Here is a 15,106-nt window from a genome sequence, read left to right as displayed (position 1 = left end):
CATGGCGAGCGATTCGGCCGTACGTGAAGCTGGGAAATTCAGGGGGTTTGGGAGAATCCGGCCCCGTTGAATATTTTCGGCGCGGCGGCTCTTGACGTGGCAGATAGAACACAAACCTCTATAACGTCACATATTTATATTATGATTATTGACTTTGAATGGTCGATCTGGATAATGCGACTGTCGCCTGCTCGGTGATCTGCATGAGGGTCCGGGCGGGTGCCCAGCACGCCAGAATCCACACGAGATCGGAATTGGTTGCAGGCCCAGGTGCGATGCGTCCTCGACCCCCGACCGGCCGAGCGTGATCGGGCCTTGCGAGACGGGCGCGGGCGGATCGGTGGTCGCCAGTCCCTCCGCGCAGGGCCTCAGAGTTGAGCCCCAAAGAGACTGAGACGGCCCATGGACACGGTGAATTCCGACCGAAATGCCTCGACCCCTGCGACCTTCACCGTAGGGGGCCGTATGGGGTTACAGCCCCCTACGGGAGGGAGACTCGATTGGCGGATCGAGGACGGCGCCAAGGCAAACTACGACCGCCTCGGCCGGAGACTCGCCCGGTGCGAGGACCTCTACCGGGACGGGACGGACGGACACGGGCTGATCCAGGTGTTGTCCGGCGGCAAGAGTCGCCGGATCACCAAGGCATCGGAACTGGCCCCGATCCTCGCCGATCGGATCAGCATGATCGTGACCAGGAACGGCAAGGTCACCAGCGAACTCCCGCCTGCGGCCCACCTCAACGCCATGCTCCGCAGCGAGGTCTTCCTCATGAAGTTCCGCCCCGTTGACGAGGTTGCCGGGACGCCCTATTACCTCGACGACTTCCGCCTGGCTCGCCCGGGATACCACGACGGCGGCCCGGGCAAGCGGGTCTTGTCCGTCGGCCCGGAGCCCCGGATCGGCGAGGGGCTGGAGGCGATCAACGCCTTCCTCGACGTGATGGAGTTCTCGACCGCCGCAGACCGGACCAATGCCGTGGCGGCAGCCCTGACGGTCATGCTCCGTCACCACTTCCCCGGGGAGAAGCCCCTGGTCCTGATCACGGCGACCAAGAGCCACGCCGGGAAGGGGACGATCACGGAGTTCGTCCGGGGGATGGCCTCGAAGGCCGACCTCCTCTACGAGTCGATCGACTGGCCGATGCAGTCCCAATTCCACCGGCAACTCGGGCTCGACCCCGACCTCGGCGTCGTGGTGATCGACAACGTACGGCTGGACAGCGCCGGCGGGCGCGGCGGCTTCATCCGCTCGGCCTTCATCGAGAGCTTCGTCACCAACGCCGAGGTCATGCTCGCCGCCCCGGGGGCGGGCGCGGCGGTCGTCCGGCCCAACACGTTCGTCGTGGTGCTCAACACCAACGACGGTTCGCTCAGCCAGGACCTCCTGAACCGGGCGTTGCCGATCCACCTGACGCCACGGGGCAGCATCCAGGACAGGCGGTCTCCGATCGGCAACCCCAAGCTGGAGTTCCTGCCGAGGAACCGCCACCGGATCGAGGCGGAATTGCGGGGGCTGATCGAGCGCTGGAGGGCGGCCGGCTGCCCGCTCGACGACTCGGTTCGCCATTCGATGACGCCCTGGGCGAAGGCGATTGGGGGCATCCTGCGGCTCGGCGGATTCGCCGACTTCCTCGGGAATCAGCAGGCCCGGAAGGTCGCCGATGATCCGCTCCGGCGGGCGGTGGGCCTCCTCGGGGCGGCCCGGCCGGGCAAGGCATTGCGCCCGAGTGATTGGGCGAATATCACGGTCCGACAGGGCTTGGTGAGGACGTTGATCCCGTCGAATGAGCGGGACTCTGAGAAGGGCCGTGAGCGAGCCATCGGGGTCGTGCTCAAGCCGCTGATCGGCGAGACCTTCCAGGTCGAGACCGAGACGAAGCGGTTGCGACTCCGGCTCGGAGGGGGCCTGCGGCGCTGGGTGCCGGGCAAGAACCCCCACGTCCGCTATTGCTTCGAGGTCATCGAGGAGGAGAGCCTGGAAGCGGACGCCCACTGAGGGCGTCCGAATCCTCGATCAGCGGCCTCAACCTCCCGGGGGCCCCGGCTTGATCCGCACGATCAGCGGGTCGTCCGGCACCCGCAACGGCACCTCGGACCGGCCCTCGACCCGGCCGTCCGGCTCCGTCGAGGTGATCGGGCGGTAGACCTCCACCCGGCCGACCGGGGCGGGCAGCCGGAGCGTCAGAGCCCGGGGAACCACCTCGATGTCTTCCCGGGTCGAGAGGTCGAAGCTCGGGACCTCCTGCCAGAGGATCAGGTCGAAGGTCCCGTCCCGGCGGGCGAGCAGCACCCGCCGGATGTCTTGCTGATCGCCCTCCAGGGCATGGGCCAGGGCGCCCGGCTCGAACGCCGGCCCCGGGTCGGCCAGCAGGGCGATCAGGTTCTTCAGGGCGACGAAGGCCGGCTTCGGCGTCCCGTCCACCCGCAGCAGGCCGAAGTGCTGCTCCTTGTCGCCGTACTCCGGGTCCGGCTTCTCGTCGGCGAACTCGTAGAGGTAGGCCCGGGCGATGCCGTGGTCGAAGTAGGTCAGCAGCAGCCGGGGCAGGTATTTCGCCTCGGCGGTCTCGGAGACCCCCGGGTGGCCCCGCTCGGCCAGGCGGTTGTGGTAACCGGTCTCGGTGGCCACGATCGGCTTGCCGTCGCAGACCTTGCGGGCCTCGGCGATGGCCTTCGACAGGGGGATGCCCCAGCCCCCGCTGGTCGGCGGCAGCCCGCCGGGATAGGAATGCATATTGCCGTAGTCGAGGGACTCGACCAGCGAGCCGAGCTTCCCGGGGCTGTCCCGGGTGTTCGCCATCCCCGAGATGACCACCGGCAGTTGGTCCGTCGCCGGGTCTCCCTTGATGGCCCGGTAGAGCGCCGCCTGCTCCTGCCTGGTGCGTTCCTCCCAGCCTCCACCCTTGTTGTCCGGTTCGTTCCGCCCCTCGACCGCCCAGGTCGAGGCCGAAGCCGCCCTGGTGATCTCGACGGCCTCCTCGGGGCTCACGATCAGGATGGAGCGGATGCCGAGGGTGGTCAGGTCGTTGAGCCTGGCGATCACGTCCCTGCGTTCGGCCCGCAGGCCGTCCCGGACGTGCCGGACGCCGAGTTCGGCCAGCCGGGGGCGGATGATCTCGTCGTAGCGGCGGTAGATCGTGTCCGTGTTGCCGAGGTGGACGTTGACGCCGATCGAATCGACGAAGGCGTCGGCGGGACGTGCCTGCTCGGCTTCCGGCTCCGGCTCTTGACCCCGGGCTGGAGTCACTCCGATGATGACGACCAGTCCCAGGAGGGCCCGGGACACCCCTCCCGGGAACCGCTCGCTCGGCAGACCTCGTGTGCCCCTCGCCATGGCCCCTTCGCCCCCGTTCCCGGACGGTCGGATCATGGCCCTCGTTATATCTGGAGGCCCGACGATCTCCCAGGGGCCGGCGGCCCGAGGTCCGGGGAGGTCGCTCAGCGATGGAGGAGCTTGCACCGATATGGACGAGCCCGACCTCGATGAGCCGATCCCGGTGGACGAGGCGACCAGGACGGTCGTGGAGGCCCTGCTGTTCACCTCCAACGTCGGGGCCTTGCACGCCGTCGTCCGGGCCGAGGCCGACGGCGCCGACGCCCTGATGGTCACCCTGGCCCGGGAGTTCAACGGCATCCAGGGAGCCCCACGGCGGTTCCGCATCGCCGTCCAGTCCCTCGGGGACCGGCCATGAGGTGGACAGCGGGGAGTGTCCAGCGGGGCGTTCGACCTCTATCCCGGGTGGCGGTGCGCAAGGAAGCCCAATGCCCGTACGGCGTCCCCCATCACCCCCTGGTAGCCGGTTGCCACTCCGGTCAGGATCGGCCTGCCGAAGCCGCCGATGATGCCCGCCGGCCCATCTTGCGTGGGCTCGATCTCGACGTGTGACCAGCGATAGCGGCCCCGCAACCGGTTCCGGAAGCAGAGCACCATGTCGTCCCGGATCGTCATGGCCTGCACGGGGACGCCGGGTAGCGGCATCCGGCCCTGGCGATAGCGGATGCGGACGACCTCCTGCTCATTGAGGCGTACGAGACACTCGCCGGAGGCCCGCCCCCCCGGGCCGACCTCCTCCCGCCAGTCGAAGCTCGCCAACCGCTTCGAGAAGCCGAGGAGTTCGCCGCCTTGGACGGAGGCGTGACTGTCTACCAGCAGGAGGCTGTTCCAGGCCGCCGCCACGCCCCGGAAGCGGACCAGGGCCGGCTGGAGGCCCAACTCATGGTATTCCAGGGTCGAGCCGGGGCCGTAGTCGGCGATGAAGAGGGTCGCCAGGGTCCGGCCCGGCAGCACGGGGATGAACTCCAACTCCTCGGGCACCAGGGGGCGCACGAGGTCCACGGGGGCGAGGTAGGCGGCCCCGACCAGCGCCTTGCGGCCCACGGGCAACCAGGTCTCGCCCAGCCTGGGGATCGACCCGATAAGGGCGGCAGGCTGCTGCCTGGCCAGCCTTCCCGTACCGCTTCGCCATCCCATGCCGTCGCCCTTGATGTCGATTCCGGCCTTGGTCCCGGAACAGGGGCGTGGTGGGGAAGCCGGATGGACGGCTCATAGTCCCATCCATCCGGCATCAACACCGAGCGCAAGATGCCGGGCATCCGCCGGCCGTCCCGGCATGCTACTTCTTCGCCGGCTTCTCCTGGCTCTGGGCGGGCTTGGAGGGGGTGGCCTTCTTGTCGGCGATCTTCTTCTGCTTCGCCTTGTCGCGTGGCGCCTTGTCGCCCATGGCATCCGCTCCCTTCAGTCCGACGAGACGTGAGAAGTGATGGGTCCCGGAGGGGCCTCCGGGTGGGGGCCGATCGGCCCTTGCAACAGGGTGTTGCCATCTCTCGTGAAAATCAAGGCCGAGCGGGCGAAGCGGCGGGGGCTGCCCGGATCGAGGGCGGGGCATGCCTGCTCACCGCAAGCGGCACCTCGGACCGATGAGGGTCGATGCCGATGAAGGGGGCAACACGCCCAGCCGGCGTACGTCGGGGGTGCTCCCCGGTGTATCCTGGCGCCCGGCGATCATCAGCCCGCTCCCGCCGGCCATTCGGATCGGTCAATGCCCATCGGCATCGAATCACGGGGATCGAGCATGCAAGCGACGACGCCGGCCCGGATCACGCCCGAGATACTCCAGTTCTGCCGCCAACTGGCCCCGGGCCACGAGCCGATCACGGTGCCGATCCGACCCGTCCCGGGGTCGTCCCCGGCCAGTTCTTCGCCGACCTCAAGGCCCACATCGCCCGCCATGGCGGCAAGGTCCAGTTGGGCTGGATCATCCGGGAGTTGCCCGGCTGGTACCTGGAGGCCGAGTTCCACGGCGTCTGGGTCTCGCCCGCCGGCCAGCACGTCGATCTCACGTCCCGGCAGGGGGATGCCGCCCTCCTGTTCCTGCCCGATCCCGGGCGGGCCTATCGGGGCGAGGGCCTGCCGAATCGGTATCTGGCGCTGTCGCCGAGCCCGGAGGTGCAGGCCGTCGTCCGGATGGAGGAGATGCACGCCCGGCTGCGGTCGGAAGCGGAATCGTTGGGCCGTCGGGAGCGGGTCCAGCCGGGTTCGGCGGGCCGCAACGATCCCTGCCCTTGCGGCAGTGGCCTGAAATACAAGAAGTGCTGCGGTCATGCGGCCAGATGACGAGTCGTCCAGAGGAGGAGACACCATGCTCCGCAAGCAAATCATCAAGCCACAATCCGAGCCTCCTGCTCCCAAGCCCGGGGAGATCGACATCGCCGCCGTGGCCACCGTGCTTGTGACCTCCGAGGACCCCGGGCATCCCATCGACCTCGCCTTCGACGAGCATCGGGGGCCGGGCGGGACCCGCTGGGTTGCAGGAGAGCCCGGCGAGCAGGCCGTCATCCTGGCCTTCGATTCCCCGCATGCCATCCGCCGGGTCGTCCTGGAGGTCGAGGAGCCGGAGGTGGCCCGCACCCAGGAACTCCAGCTTGCCGCCTCCACCGACGGCGGGCAGACCTACCGGGAACTGCTCCGGCAGGAGTTCAACTTCAGCCCGCAGGGATCGACCTTCGAGCGGGAGGACTGGGCGGTCCAGGCTGAGGGCGTCACCCACCTTCGTTTGGCGATCAAGCCGGACAAGGGCGGCACGCCCTACCGGGCCACGATCACGTCGCTGGCCCTGCGGTGAGGTTCGTCCGGTGAAGAACCAACTGCTGTCGCTGCTCATCGGCGGCCTGCTGCCCGCCCTCCTGTTCGGCGTCTCGGGCGCGATGCAGAAGACCTGCGTCCGGGCCGGGATCGGGACCGGGCCGTTCCTGGCCATCACCGGCCTGGTCGTCCTGGCGGTCGGGGGGCTCATCACGGTCGTCGAGCGCGACCTGACCCTGGGCCGGGCCGGCGCCTCCTACACGGCCTTGTTCGGCGCCTGCTGGGCCGCCGGGGTCGGGTGCATCGCCGTCGCCCTGCGGCGCTACGGGGGGCAGATCAGCCAACTGGTCCCGCTCTACAACATGAACACCCTGGTCGCCGTCCTGATCGGCCTGGTCGTCCTGTCCGAGTGGCGGGACGTGCATTGGGGCCGGCTGCTGGCGGCCAGCGGGCTGATCATCACGGGCGGAATCCTCGCCGCCACGTCGTCGAAATAATGGGCCAGGGTGGCGATCCCGCCAGGCCCATGGAGGCCATCCATGCACCGGATGCAATGCACGGAAATCTGGGGCGGCACCCGGGACCACGACGACGATCTGGTCAGCGGCGGCGTCACGGCCAGCCTCTATTCCCGGGCCGCCGACGGGGGTACCGGCGGCGACATCTACTACGTCACCGTCTGCCACATGGACCTGCTGACCCGCATCGCCCTGGCCGACGTGACGGGCCACGGCCGGGCGGTCGAGGGCACCAGCCGGTGGATGTACGAGACGCTGGTCGCCTGGATCAATCGCCCCGACAGCAACGAGGTCCTTGAGCGGCTGAACCGCCTGGCCTGCGGGGAGGACGCCAGGGCGATGACCACGGCGGCGATCGTCAGCTTCTACAAGGCCGACTCGAACCTCTACCTCTCCTACGCCGGCCATCCGCCCATCCTGATCCGACGCCGGGAGGCCGGGCGATGGGAGCCGGCGAACTTGCTCGCACGGCCCGGCCCCCGCAACCTGCCTCTCGGCGTCATGGCCGAGGCGCCCTACGACCAGCAGGTGATGCCGCTGACCTCGGGGAATCGGCTGTTCCTCTATACGGACGGGGTGCTGGAGGCCCGTGACGGCCGGGGGGGACTCTTCGGGGCCGAGCGATTGCTGGCGGTCCTCGATGGAGTCGGCGACGGGGGGCTGCCGGACATCAAGGCCGCCGTCCTGGAGGGCTTGCGACGACACGCAGGCGACGATCTGTCCCATGACGACGTGACGTTCATGGCGGTCGAGATACGCTGAAGCAGGCCGGCTTCGCCCGCCCGGGGCGGCGAGCCGTCATAAGCCCGGGGGCGGCCAAATTCGCCCTCCAAGGAGATGTGAGTGAGAGCACCGTGCTGACACGATGGCTGGTCTACCACGTCGCCAGCGGCCACGCCTTCTTCACGGGGGCGGCGTGCCTGATCGTGGCGGCCTGCCTGTCGACCTACACCCGGAGGCGCGGCGTCCGCACGGCCCGCAACGTCCTCGTCCTGATCGGCGGCTCGGCGGTCATCGTCACTGCGACACCCTTGCCGCCCTGGGCCTATTTCCTCCTGGCGGCCGTCACTCTGGCCTGGTTCGTCGGCGAGGCGTTCCGGAAGCGTCTCCCGGACCGGTGGGCCTTCAGGCTGCGGATGGCCGTCGCCCTGGCATGGTCGGCCGCCGTGCTCGCCGAGGTCCCCTATCACCTGATGCCCCGTGTCCCCCCGCTGGGCGACCCGGCACTCGGGGTCATCGACGACTCGGTGACGGCGGGGATCGGCGGTTATGAGGCCGTCACCTGGACCGCGCTCCTGGCCGACCGCCACGGCATCGAGGTCCGAGACCACTCGCAGATGGGGGCGAACGTCGCCTCCGCATTGCGGCAAGCGGAGGACCTGTCCACGGAGGAGCGGCTGGTCCTGCTGGAGATCGGCGGCAACGACATCCTGGGGGAGACGACCCCCGATGAGTTCGAGGCGGGGCTCGACGCGCTGCTGGCGTCCGTCAGCCGCCCCGGTCGGGTTGTGGTCCTGCTGGAACTGCCGCTGCCGCCGACGTACAACGCCTACGGCCGCATCCAGCGCCGCCTGGCCCGCCGCCATGGGGCCCTGCTGGTCCCCAAGCGGGTTCTGCTCGGCATCCTGGGGCGCGGCGGGGCGACCCTCGTCACGATCCACCTTACGCAGGAGGGCCACCATCACATGGCCGGGGTCGTCTGGGAGGTCGTGCGGAGGGCTTATGCGGATCAAGGACGAGGTGACCCAGGTCGATGAACGGACCCGCGCCCTTGCCCGTGTCGTGGCGCATCGACCAGGATGGATGCGGGCGCAGAGCACCGATGTCCCATGGGACTTTCCCGCCTCGGCGCATATCGTCTGTTGCGACACGCGATGCCGTCGGTCACCGGAAGTGATCGCCATGAACCATGGCCGGTGGTTTTCCCGACCATGCCCGAGCCGATGATGATCGACGTGGCCGACCTCGCCTTCACCTACCCCAGGGCCGCCGATCCGGCGATCAAGGGCCTGTCCTTCGCCGTGGGCCGGGGCGAAATCTTCGGCTTCCTCGGCCCCAGTGGCGCCGGCAAGTCCACTACCCAGAAGGTCCTCATCGGCCTGCTCCGGGCCTCCGAGGGTTCCGTCGCCGTCCTGGGCCGCGCCCCGAGGGACTGGGGGGCCGACTACTACGAGCGGATCGGCGTCTCCTTCGAGACCCCCAACCACTTCCTCAAGCTCACGGCGACCGAGAACCTCGCCTACTTCGCCGCCCTCTACGCCGGCCCGACCCGGGCGCCCCGTGACCTGCTCGAACTGGTCGGGCTGGGCGCCGACGGCGGCCTGCGGGTCTCGCAGTTCTCCAAGGGGATGAAGGCCCGCCTGAGCATCGCCCGCTCCCTGCTGCACGAGCCCGAACTCCTGTTCTGGGACGAGCCGACGGCGGGGCTGGACCCGGTGAACGCCCGCCGCATCAAGGACCTCGCCCTGGCCCGGAAGGCGGCCGGCCGGACGATCTTCCTGACCACCCACGACATGACCCTCGCCGACGAACTCTGCGACCGGGTGGCCTTCCTCGTGGACGGGCAGATCGCCCTGATCGACGCTCCCGGTGAGTTGAAGCTAAGGCACGGCCAGCGGCAAGTCCGGGTCGAGTACCGACTCGACGGCAGGGCCGAGCACCGGGACTTCCCTCTGGACGGCCTGGGCGACGACGCCGGGTTCCTGGGCCTGCTGCGGTCCGGCGGCGTCCGGACGATCCACACCCAGGAGGCCACGCTGGAGGACATCTTCATCCGGGCGACCGGGCGGGGGCTGTCGTGAGCCGCCTGCCCGCCGCCGTGGCCTGCGACGTGCGGCTCCAGTATCGCAACGGCTTCTATGCGGCGGCGGCCTTCGTCGCCGTGGTGCTGGTCGTCCTGCTCCGCTGGCTGCCCCCGGAGACGCTGCGCCTGCTGCTGCCGGCGCTGGTGCTGGCCAACATGCAGGTCAACACCTTCTACTTCGTCGCCGGCCTGGTCCTGCTGGAGAAGGCCGAGGGCTCGCTGGAGGCCCTGGTCGTCACCCCGCTGCGGCCCGGGGAATACCTGACCTCCAAGGTCCTGACGCTGGCCCTCCTGTCGCTGGTCGAGGCGATGACGATCGTCGTGGCCTCGTACGGGCTCGGCTTCAACCCCTGGCCCTTCGCCGCCGGCATCGCCCTGACGGCCGCCCTCTACTGCCTCTACGGCTTTGTCGTGGTCGTCAGATACGACTCGATCAACGAGTTCCTCTTCCCGTCGATGCTCTACACCGCCATCCTGTCGCTGCCCCTGCTGGACTACTTCGGCCTCTGGGAGGGCTGGCTCGTGTACCTGCATCCGGTGCAGGCCCCGCTGGTGCTGCTGGAGGCGGCGTTCCGCCCCGTGCCCGCCCGGGAGGTGGCCTACGGGCTGCTGTACGGGACCCTCTGGGTCGCCCCGATGGCCGCCTGGGGCGTGAAGGCGTTCGGACGCTTCGTCGTCGCCCGGGAAGGAGTACGATGATGAAGGCGATCCGGGCGGTCCGGGCGCTCGGCCCGATCGACGCCAGGGGCATCCAGCGGGACCCGCTGCTGCGGTGGCTGGTCGTCTACCCGGTCTTCCTGGCCCTGGTGATCCGCTGGGGCGTGCCGGCCCTGGCGGCACGGCTGGAGGGCCGCTACGACTTCGACCTGTCCGGGTATTACGTCCTGCTGATGAGCTTCCTGGTCGAGTTGCTGCCGATCCTGACCGGGATGGTCGTCGGCTTCCTGCTGCTGGACCAGAAGGACGACGGCACGCTGACGGCCCTGCGGGTGACGCCGCTGACCCGGGCCGGCTACCTGGCCTACCGGCTGACCATGCCGATGGCCGTGAGCGTCGTGATGACTCTGGCCGTCTTCCCGATCGCCGGGTTGGTGCGGGTGGCCCCGGGTCCGCTGCTGCTGATGGCCCTGGGCTCGGCGCCGCTGGCCCCGCTGTTCGCCCTGCTGCTGGGGGCGTTCGCCGGGAACAAGGTGGAGGGGTTCGCCCTGGGCAAGGCGTCGGGCGTGCTGTTCATCCCGCCGGTGCTGGCCTACTTCGTCGATCCGCCCTGGCAGTGGGCCTTCGGGCTGATGCCAACGTACTGGCCGGTCAAGGCGTTCTGGGTCCAGCAGGCCGGCGGGCGCGGCTACCCGGCCTACCTGCTGGTCGGGGCGGCATACCAGGCCCTCCTGCTGGTGCCCCTGCTGCGCCGCTTCGACCGGGTGATGCAGGGATGAGCGGGACGGCAGGTAGGCCCGGATTCGAAGGCCGAGGGGAGCCGACCTCGGATACTCGCCACCGATCCTCCGGGGGTGAGTGTCCGACCATGGTCAGCCGAATCTACGGCATCAAGCCGGGGGACCGCTCGATCGGCCTGTCTCACGAGCCCAGTCGCCCCGGACCTCTTCCCGGAGTTCGTCGGGATCGTCTTCGAGTTCGTCGATGAGGTCGAAGAGGTCCTCCTCCTCCACCCCGTCGCCGCATGAGTACACCCTCACGTCTCCGTAGAGACGAGGCGTGATTTCGTATCCCCTGTACTCCATCCACATCTTGCCGTAATCGGCCCGCTGAGAGGCGATGCGGCGTTCGGCGATGATGTGTTCGAGAAGCATGCTCACGGTTGTCTCCTTTCCACCAACCCTGCCCGGGCATCTTCGCCCGGGATGCCCACAATCCTAGCCGAACGACCAAACGGTGCAAGGCCAATCCAAGAGATTCCGATGTCTCGAAATTTTGGTTTACAACAAAAGTGTTGCAACAAGTATCTGGAGTGGCTTCGGGCGACTGAGGGTGACGGGCCCGTCCCGAGCATACGGCGCGATCCTGTCCTACGGTCCGTGAGTGGCCTCCATGTCACCCCAGAACACCGAACGCCCCTGTGGACCACGAGGGACCACCGGGGCGTTCGGCTGTCACGACGAAAATCACGGCCCGGAATCTCGGGGCCGCACTCTATACAGTAGTTTCCCCGAATCACTCCACCCCATCTCCGGCGGTGCGTAGCGTCTCCCCGCTACCCGCACCGTGAGGTGGCTCGGTCGGCCCCGGATTTCCCGCCTCGAACGCCCGTCGGCGTCGGATCGCTACCCGCCGACCCCGCCGACCCCGCCGCACGACCGCCTCGAACCGTCCTCCCGCCCTTCTCCCAGCCATTCCGACAGGAGCCGCCGGATTTCCGGGCCGTGCCGTCGCAGCAGTCGTTCGACATCGAGCACGCTCGGCCGGTCCTTCTTGCGGTTCCACGGCGGCCGGAACCACCAGCCCACCTCGCCGGCCGCCTCCAGCCGGAACTGGGCCAGCCGCAGCAGGCTCATCGTCACCCACTGGGCCTGGCTCGTCCGCTCGATCGGCTTCCTCGTCCAGGCCCGGCACTGCTCCCATCCCAACCGCTGCTTTAGGTCTCGAAATCCGTCCTCCTGCCGGAAGCGGGCGGCGAACAACTCGACCATCTGAAGCCCGGTCAACTCCACGGCCGAGGTGACCAGGGCGAACCGCTTCTTGTACCCCTCGACGCAGGCGACGACCGCCTTGATGGGCACCCCATGGCCGGCCACCCGCCACCGGCCGACGACCTCCTTCCAGCGGACCCGCCGCCGCCGGCCGTAGACCAGGGCGTGCCCCTCGTGCCACGGCCCGGACCACCGGCCGCCCCGGCGGGGCGGCTCCAGCTTCTTGCCCCACTTCGGCATCGGCCCCCGCTGCCCCTCGCGGCGTCCGGTCGGCGGCGGGGCGTGCAGCCGGGCGTCGTGCCGCAGCCGGGTCAGGAACTCGATGCGGGGCGAGTCGCCCTCGGGCGTGACCAGCGGCCGGATCACGCTCTTCAGGGCGTAGCCGCCGTCGAAGACGGCCAGGTGCCGCCCGCCGGTGATCCGGGCCTGCTCCCGGATCAGTTCCACGGCCAGTTCGCACTTCGTGCGGAAGCCCACCTTCGGCCCGACGAACCCCGACCGGGCCGGCAGTTGCGACTTGCGGAAGTAGAGCCGTCCCGAGACCGGCAGGAACCAGGCGGGCCGACCGGGCTCATCGAGCAAGGCCCCGAGCACGACCCAGTTATGGGCCCGGACGGTGGCGGCCCGGTTGGGGCAGCGGGCGGTGTACTCGTGGAACGTGCAGGTTCCCCAGACGTGCTTGCCCGAGCGGTGGACCTTGGTGTCATCGACCGCCGGGGCGTGATAGCCGTGCCAGGTGCGGCCGGGGGCCTGCTCGACGAGCCGGGTCAGGCTGCGGGTGACGGCCCCGGCATCCCAGGCCCCGTACTCGGCGAAGCGTTCCATCGCCCGCCAGTCGGCCGGCCGGTCGAGGGCCAGGACCGACTGCGTGACGGTATGCTCCTCGACGTTGAGGGCCAGGCCGGTGACCCACTCGACGAAGCGGCGGTGTCCGGGCCGGTTGAAGGCCCAGGCGAAGCGGGCGAGCAGTGCTTGCCAGATCGACCAGAGCAGCGTAGCGTCGGTCATCGGGGCATCTCCTGGTGCGGGACCGGATGAGGTGGTGATCAACCCATCAAGGTCCGATCGGGAGATGCCCCGCTCAAGATGCAACAGGAGGCCGGTAGGAGTGCAGGTTTTCGGGGAAACTACTGCCTATATAGAGCGTCATGGACGAAAATCTCAATCTCCACACCGAAATCCGCAGGCTGTTCTTCCGCAAGAACGGCAGAGCCCGCGCCTTGCACACCGTCGAGATGGGCCTGATCTCCTACGAGGAGGCGAGATTCCTGGGCACCCATCGCGCCGGCAAGAAGCGGATCACCCGCAAGACCAAGGAGATGATCCTGGAGGCCCGCCGCCGGGGCCGCTGAGCGGGCAAGTATCGCGTCCACGAGATCAGGGACCACCACGCCTGGCGCCGGTCCCTCTTCGCCAGCGCCAACCCGGCGAGATTCAACCCGGTCGTCCAGGCCCAGGTGGACCTCGACGCCGAGGAGTTCACGCCCGCCCACGAGGCCGACGGCTTCATGGACTTCCTGGGGGACCGCCTCTTCCCCGGCCTCTACTGGGAGCCGTCCACCCGGGGCCACGGCCGCCACGGGCTGGTCTGGGTGCTCAAGCGGGGCCTCCTCGCCCGGCAGGTCCGCAACGCCTTCGACCACCTCGACGCCCAGGTCAAGCGGGCGTTCGCCGAGTGGAGGGCAACCAACCCCGACACGACCTTGCGCGGGGTGGAGATCAAGGGCCACCCGCCGGTCGAGCGGTATCTCGGCGACACGATCGCCGACATCCAGCTTGGGCAACTCCGCAAGGTATTCCGGCCGTCGATCGACCGGCTGGACGAGTACATGGCCTCGACCGCCATGACCGTCCCCGAGATCATGGCCCTCGACTACCAGCCGCAGGTGATCCTCGAAGGGGTCGAGCAGGGTTCAATCAGCGACCTTCCGGTGAATGCCAGCACCAAGTGGCATCCGCTTCCCCAGCGACTCCTGGACGCCCTGGAGCCGATCGCCCGGTGGTTGCACGAGCAAGGCTGGGAGAACCTGAAGGCCGGTCCGTTCGTCGCCAACCTCCGGGACGCCGCATCGTCTCTCATGACCGTTTACTGGTGCAGCGGCGACATGAACGAGGACGGCACCATGCCGACGGCGCGGCTGAGGTCCATCATGGACGGAGCCAAGGAGGCCGGCGACTTCGTTCGAGGGTACAACGGCCACCGGGCCAAGGCGATCCGGGGCTGGCTGGAGGCCAGGGGCATGCTGCACATGGTCGATCGCCGCTACTGGGCCACGGTGCGGGACGACCAGGGCGACGTGACGACGCGAGGCCAGGCCGCCAAGTGGCATCTGACGGCAAAGGAGTACGCAGCGATCAGCACACTGGTTGGGGGTGCCGGGCCCGTGGAAGAGGTCGTGCCTGCGGCAACTACCGTGCTGCGGAGACCTGCGGCCCCCGCAGATGGCGTATCTCAAGAAGGGCCGGAGGAGATGTCGTCCGGGGATGTTCTGAACACCGGTGAGGCAGGCAGAGAGAGTACCTTTGGTGATACAAGCCTCGATCAAGACGGCGATGAAGGCAGAGAGAGTACCTTTGGTGATACGGCCATCATGGGGTCGCCCGTTCAAGACAGAGAGCCAGGCAGAGATCGTTCCCTCGGCGACCCGGCAGGCATCGAATCCCTCGACCTGGACGACGAGACACTGCCCGAACGCCCCGAACTGCTGATGCAACTCCGGCTGGCGTGCGTCGTCGGCCTGATCCCGTGCCCACCGCACCTCCGAGCCGGGCCCATCGCCGCCTGATCCCCGGAGACAGGGGCTCAATGCGGATAACCCGCTCATGGCATGCTGGCCCCTTGGCAGCAACCCTGCTGGTAATCACCACGGGTTGAGGACCAAGCAGTTGTTGGAGGAAAACGCCTCACCTGGCTGCGGCGACCCGAATCCGCAACGACCTGCTGGTCGATCCCCACCGTTGAGAGGACCAGGACAATTACCACTAAAAATGGCATGGCGGTCGAGAAATCCGATCCGGACTACTCTCTTCATCATCAGGACCTTGAACCCCGAAGA

Annotated in this window: 16 protein-coding genes; 12 read left to right on the top strand and 4 right to left on the bottom strand. The window is 68.6% G+C overall.

The window, feature by feature from the left end; genetic code table 11:
- Positions 1-465 precede the first annotated feature (465 nt).
- Positions 466-1,998 (top strand): hypothetical protein, encoded by a 1,533-nt coding sequence (locus tag ElP_RS17325; RefSeq protein WP_145271376.1) that lies wholly within the window; start codon positions 466-468, stop codon positions 1,996-1,998.
- 27 nt (positions 1,999-2,025) lie between these two features.
- On the opposite strand, the gene ElP_RS17320 is transcribed toward ElP_RS17325, so the two are convergent.
- The gene (locus ElP_RS17320; RefSeq protein ID WP_145271374.1) at positions 2,026-3,285 is read right to left on the bottom strand and encodes a glycoside hydrolase 5 family protein; all 1,260 of its coding nucleotides are present in this window, start codon (positions 3,283-3,285) and stop codon (positions 2,026-2,028) included.
- A 178-nt stretch (positions 3,286-3,463) separates the two neighbouring features.
- On the opposite strand from ElP_RS17320, the gene ElP_RS17315 reads away from it, so the two are divergent.
- Positions 3,464-3,691 (top strand): hypothetical protein, encoded by a 228-nt coding sequence (locus tag ElP_RS17315; protein ID WP_145271372.1) that lies wholly within the window; start codon positions 3,464-3,466, stop codon positions 3,689-3,691.
- A 38-nt stretch (positions 3,692-3,729) separates the two neighbouring features.
- On the opposite strand, the gene ElP_RS17310 is transcribed toward ElP_RS17315, so the two are convergent.
- Complete coding sequence (locus tag ElP_RS17310) at positions 3,730-4,470, bottom strand: acetoacetate decarboxylase family protein (protein ID WP_145271370.1); 741 nt, start codon at positions 4,468-4,470, stop codon at positions 3,730-3,732.
- Between the two features lie 774 nt (positions 4,471-5,244).
- On the opposite strand from ElP_RS17310, the gene ElP_RS39725 reads away from it, so the two are divergent.
- From ElP_RS39725 to ElP_RS17270, 8 genes are all read left to right on the top strand, one after another.
- Positions 5,245-5,613, top strand: coding sequence for an SEC-C metal-binding domain-containing protein (locus ElP_RS39725; RefSeq protein WP_231749766.1), 369 nt, complete (start codon positions 5,245-5,247; stop codon positions 5,611-5,613).
- Between the two features lie 25 nt (positions 5,614-5,638).
- Entirely contained in the window at positions 5,639-6,121 is a 483-nt protein-coding gene (locus ElP_RS17300) for a hypothetical protein (RefSeq protein ID WP_145271366.1), read from the top strand.
- A 10-nt stretch (positions 6,122-6,131) separates the two neighbouring features.
- Positions 6,132-6,578 (top strand): hypothetical protein, encoded by a 447-nt coding sequence (locus tag ElP_RS17295; RefSeq protein ID WP_145271364.1) that lies wholly within the window; start codon positions 6,132-6,134, stop codon positions 6,576-6,578.
- A 42-nt stretch (positions 6,579-6,620) separates the two neighbouring features.
- A complete protein-coding gene (locus ElP_RS17290) occupies positions 6,621-7,361 on the top strand; it encodes a PP2C family protein-serine/threonine phosphatase (protein WP_145271362.1) in 741 nt (246 codons plus the stop codon).
- 77 nt (positions 7,362-7,438) lie between these two features.
- Complete coding sequence (locus tag ElP_RS17285) at positions 7,439-8,356, top strand: SGNH/GDSL hydrolase family protein (protein ID WP_231749764.1); 918 nt, start codon at positions 7,439-7,441, stop codon at positions 8,354-8,356.
- Positions 8,357-8,545: 189 nt separating this feature from the next.
- Positions 8,546-9,400, top strand: coding sequence for an ABC transporter ATP-binding protein (locus ElP_RS17280; RefSeq protein WP_145278504.1), 855 nt, complete (start codon positions 8,546-8,548; stop codon positions 9,398-9,400).
- Complete coding sequence (locus ElP_RS17275; RefSeq protein ID WP_145271360.1) at positions 9,397-10,101, top strand: fluoroquinolone export ABC transporter permease subunit; 705 nt, start codon at positions 9,397-9,399, stop codon at positions 10,099-10,101. The genes ElP_RS17280 and ElP_RS17275 overlap by 4 nt, the downstream gene beginning before the upstream one ends.
- A complete protein-coding gene (locus ElP_RS17270) occupies positions 10,098-10,838 on the top strand; it encodes an ABC-2 transporter permease (protein WP_197447070.1) in 741 nt (246 codons plus the stop codon). The genes ElP_RS17275 and ElP_RS17270 overlap by 4 nt, the downstream gene beginning before the upstream one ends.
- Positions 10,839-10,949: 111 nt before the next feature.
- On the opposite strand, the gene ElP_RS17265 is transcribed toward ElP_RS17270, so the two are convergent.
- Both ElP_RS17265 and ElP_RS17260 read right to left on the bottom strand, forming a co-directional pair.
- The gene (locus ElP_RS17265; RefSeq protein ID WP_145271358.1) at positions 10,950-11,219 is read right to left on the bottom strand and encodes a hypothetical protein; all 270 of its coding nucleotides are present in this window, start codon (positions 11,217-11,219) and stop codon (positions 10,950-10,952) included.
- Positions 11,220-11,684: 465 nt separating this feature from the next.
- Positions 11,685-13,058 carry an IS701 family transposase gene (locus ElP_RS17260; protein ID WP_145269655.1) on the bottom strand — a complete coding sequence of 458 codons (1,374 nt, stop codon included), beginning with the start codon at positions 13,056-13,058 and terminating at the stop codon, positions 11,685-11,687.
- A gap of 140 nt (positions 13,059-13,198) precedes the next feature.
- Here ElP_RS17260 and ElP_RS17255 point away from each other — a divergent pair, with 140 nt between their 5' ends.
- Positions 13,199-13,402 carry a hypothetical protein gene (locus ElP_RS17255; RefSeq protein WP_145271357.1) on the top strand — a complete coding sequence of 68 codons (204 nt, stop codon included), beginning with the start codon at positions 13,199-13,201 and terminating at the stop codon, positions 13,400-13,402.
- A gap of 105 nt (positions 13,403-13,507) precedes the next feature.
- On the top strand, positions 13,508-14,836 hold the full coding sequence (locus ElP_RS17250; protein WP_145271355.1) for a hypothetical protein: 1,329 nt from the start codon (positions 13,508-13,510) through the stop codon (positions 14,834-14,836).
- Positions 14,837-15,106: the final 270 nt, after the last annotated feature.

The organism is Tautonia plasticadhaerens (assembly GCF_007752535.1).
Taxonomy (GTDB): Bacteria; Planctomycetota; Planctomycetia; order Isosphaerales; family Isosphaeraceae; genus Tautonia; species Tautonia plasticadhaerens.
This window is presented reverse-complemented; position numbering and strand designations above follow the sequence as displayed.